The sequence below is a fragment of the Arthrobacter endolithicus genome (genome assembly GCF_026627425.1).
Classification (GTDB): domain Bacteria; phylum Actinomycetota; class Actinomycetes; order Actinomycetales; family Micrococcaceae; genus Arthrobacter_M.
On sequence record NZ_JAPNLH010000045.1, the window covers coordinates 1 to 3,460 of the forward strand.

Annotated in this window: 3 protein-coding genes; all 3 read right to left on the reverse strand. The window is 58.2% G+C overall.

Annotated features, from left to right (window positions below):
* Positions 1–95: 95 nt before the first annotated feature.
* From OS914_RS17820 to OS914_RS17830, 3 genes are read right to left on the reverse strand one after another with little or no spacing between them, the layout of a single operon-like run.
* A complete protein-coding gene (locus tag OS914_RS17820; RefSeq protein WP_267547396.1) occupies positions 96–1,136 on the reverse strand; it encodes a tyrosine-type recombinase/integrase in 1,041 nt (346 codons plus the stop codon).
* Positions 1,133–2,092 (reverse strand): tyrosine-type recombinase/integrase, encoded by a 960-nt coding sequence (locus OS914_RS17825; protein ID WP_267547397.1) that lies wholly within the window; start codon positions 2,090–2,092, stop codon positions 1,133–1,135. The genes OS914_RS17820 and OS914_RS17825 overlap by 4 nt, the downstream gene beginning before the upstream one ends.
* Positions 2,092–3,294, reverse strand: coding sequence for a tyrosine-type recombinase/integrase (locus OS914_RS17830; protein ID WP_267547398.1), 1,203 nt, complete (start codon positions 3,292–3,294; stop codon positions 2,092–2,094). The genes OS914_RS17825 and OS914_RS17830 overlap by 1 nt, the downstream gene beginning before the upstream one ends.
* Positions 3,295–3,460 lie beyond the last annotated feature (166 nt).

Sequence of the window (3,460 nt, forward strand, 5' to 3'; positions counted from 1 at the left end):
AGCGATTATGCCGAGGAAAACGTTAAGCCGAGCTTGGTGCGCTTGCCCTGGTGATTCGGGGGTCTCCGTCCCGTTCCTCGGCTTAACGTTTCCTGCTATCTCAGTGAGTAGAGTAGCTGAAGTTTGTCTTCGCTGAGCATTTTGGTGTTCGTTTCATTGATCGCCGGTGTGGCGGCATTCATTGCTGCTCTCATCATGTCGAGGGTGGCAAACGCGTAGAACGCCGAGGTGGTGCTCATGCTTTCGTGCCCGAGCAGCTGCATGATGATCGGCAACGGGATGCCTTGCTTGTAGAGGTCCATGGCCTTGGTCTTCCGCAGCATGTGGCAGTGGAGTTTGCCAGGGATCGAAGGACACCGTTCTCGGGCGAGCTCCCCGGCTTTCTTGAGCACTGCGGCAACGGTGTCGCTGGAGAGCTCAACTGGTTCCCCGTGGTGCCAGCTATAGAACAAGGGATGCGTCGAGGGCAGGGCTGCGCGTTGCGGGTAGAACTCGTTGAGATAAACCCTGAGATGTTCAACTGTCTTCTCTCCCAAGGGAACGACGCGGCTTTTGTTCCTTTTGCCGGTGAGGGTCAGATGGGCTGGTTTTGCCAGCTTGAGATCGTCAAGGGTGAGCGCGGTGATCTCGCTGACGCGTGCCGCGCTGTCGTAGAGCAGGATAAGTAGCATGCGGTTGCGGCGGGATTTCTGGTCTTTGCCGTCGTACGCGTGCAGGATCGCTGTTGTTTCGTTCTCCTGCAGGTATTCGATGGGTTTGCGCGGTGCGGCCGGCGCCTTGATGTTCTTGGCCGCTTGGTAAACCGCAACCAACGTGAGGTCCTCCGCGGAAGCGAAATGCAGAAAGGCTTTGACTGCGCTCAAGCGCAGGCCGATGGTCGCGGGCTGGTATCCCTTGGCTTGCCGCATCCATACCAGCCAGTCCTTGAGGGCTTGCCGGTCGAAGTGATCGAAGCTGATGTCTTGGCGGTGAACCTGCTTCTCCGTGGTCAGGTAGTGGACGTAGTTCTCCAGGCTGATCCGGTACGCCTCGATGCTGCGCGGTGCCATGGCTCTGACGGTGGACAAATAGTCATGCAGATAGTTGCGGGCGTAACCCCAGAAGTCAGGGGTCGGTTCTTTCGGTGTGCGTTTCATTCGAATCCCACCTCGGGAAGCATTCCTTGGCCTTGTTGGACGAGTGTTGCGTAGCTATCCATGAAGTCCGGTGATGTGTGGATGTAGTAGAAGGTGCTGTCCAGCGTTGCGTGCCCCATATATCGGGAGAGATAGGGCAGCATCACGTTGACGTCCCGCCCCTCGGCCATCCACCGTTCGATGTTGGCGTAGGCAAAGTGGTGCCGAAAATCGTAAGGGCGTGGCTGTTTGCCACCCAGGGATCGCTTCAATCCGGCTTGGTCCCAGATCTGGTTGAACGTGACCCCGATCGAGGCCGGAGATACCGGTGCTGCAGTCGAAGAGACAAAGAACCCGGAACGGTGCTGCCCGAACTTCTGTCGGGATATCCGATCACAACTGGCCAGGACATCGATGATCTGGCCGGTGATCGGAAGGCGCCGGCTTCGATTGCCCTTGGACCACAGCACATCGATAAACCCTTCGGTGAGATCAACATCCTTGGGCTGCAACCTCCGTGTTTCGCAGGTCCGAAGCCCGCACGAATGCATCAGCGCAAAAAACGCAACGGCCTGCCATTTCCACGGTGAGACGGTTTCCAGGACGGCTGCGGATCGGAAGAACAGCGAAATTTCCTCGCGGCTCAACAAGTAGGGCTGGGAGCGGAAGAATCCGCTCTTCCAGGACTCGGCAAGCACGTACGCCTCCGGGGTGCCATGGGTCCGCATCCAGCGGCCGAAGTCCCTGATGTATGACATCCAGGATGGGCTGGAACCTGGTTGGGAGGATTTCTTGAAGATGACCCAACCCTCGATGGCTTGCTGGTCAAAAGCCGTCACCGCGTGTTCGGTGCAGTACGTGTCGAAGCTGCGTAGGTACCAGATGCGCGACGCACCGTAACAGCCCATGCTCTGCTTGAAGGCAAGATACCCCGTCAGCTCCTGAGCAAAAACACTGGTGAATTCGTACTTGCGCATCACCATGCCCCTTCCGGCAAAGGAAGGACACACAAGCGTAGGTGTTCGGCATCCATACTCAAATACACGTTGGTCGAGTCTCCATGAGCATGGCCAAGCACCGCTGAGATCGTCGGCAAAGCGGTTCCCGCACGCAACAGCCTGGACGCCGCGTTATAGCGAAGGGCACGCGTTCCAACCTTCACATCTTCCACTCCGGAAACACGGAAGACCTTGTTGACAATCACGTAGATCGACGCATGATCTGCCAAGGCAACATGCGGGGCCTTCAGCCTCAAGAACACCTCATCTGCATCGGAGGCCGACCGCTCCTCGAGCACGTACTGCGCAAGATTGGCCAGGATCAAGGGTGGCAGCGGCAGGGTCAACGGGTTTCCGGTCTTTTGCTGCACGAGTCCCAGCGTGCAACCACGCCAATCGATATCCCTCAGCCGCAGGTTACGGATATCGCAAGCACGTAGACCGATGGCCAGAGAGAGCAAGGTAATCGCCGCATCCCGCGCCGAAACCAGACCCTCCTGGCAAGCGTCAACGACTTGCCGTTCCACTCCGGGCGCGAGCAATGGAACGATTTCATGGTGCCGCCTGGCCCTGACCAAGGCCAGAGCATCGAGCAGGTCCGTGCGGTTTGTGAATCTCAGGAACGGGCGGAAGCTGGCCACGGCCGACCACATGCTTGATTCAACCCACCGGGTTCGAAGTGACTCAAGGAATCCCAGGACGCTGGCCCCGTCGGCGGCCTCCCACGAGGAAATCCCACGAGCCTCCAAATAGTTCAGATACTCGCAGGCCAACCCTCCAAAACACTTTTGGGTGGAACATGCCAGACCACGCTGATCCATGTCATGGGACCACGCAGCCAACAGCTCGGAGAATTCCGGGCTGCTGGGCCCTTGCTTCTGCTGACCACGGGGCCTCACGGACAGATCCACGGTGCCGGTGAGCACGTACGAGTCGAACAACCACACCAGCCGGCCATAATCGGTATGTCGCTGGGAACTGTATCCGCCAGTCCGCGGGCTCGTTGTCATCAAGGCGAATTCCGCACCCAACTCGCCCGTATAAACGCCATCTCGTTTCTCGGCCAGAACACCCAGCCACCTGATCGACTTGCGAACCTGTCCAATCGTGGACTGCATATAGCCGGCGTCCTCCAACGCGGCTACAACAACATCTCCGATGGCCGCGACTGTCGTATCCATTGCCTTGTCCTTCCGCTAGGAACATGGATACAAGACAGGCTAGGCCGCAATATTAAGCCGAGGAACGGGACGGAGACCCCCGAATCACCAGGGCAAGCGCACCAAGCTCGGCTTAACGTTTTCCTCGGCATAATCGCTATTAAGCCGAGCTCGGCTTAACAGCGAC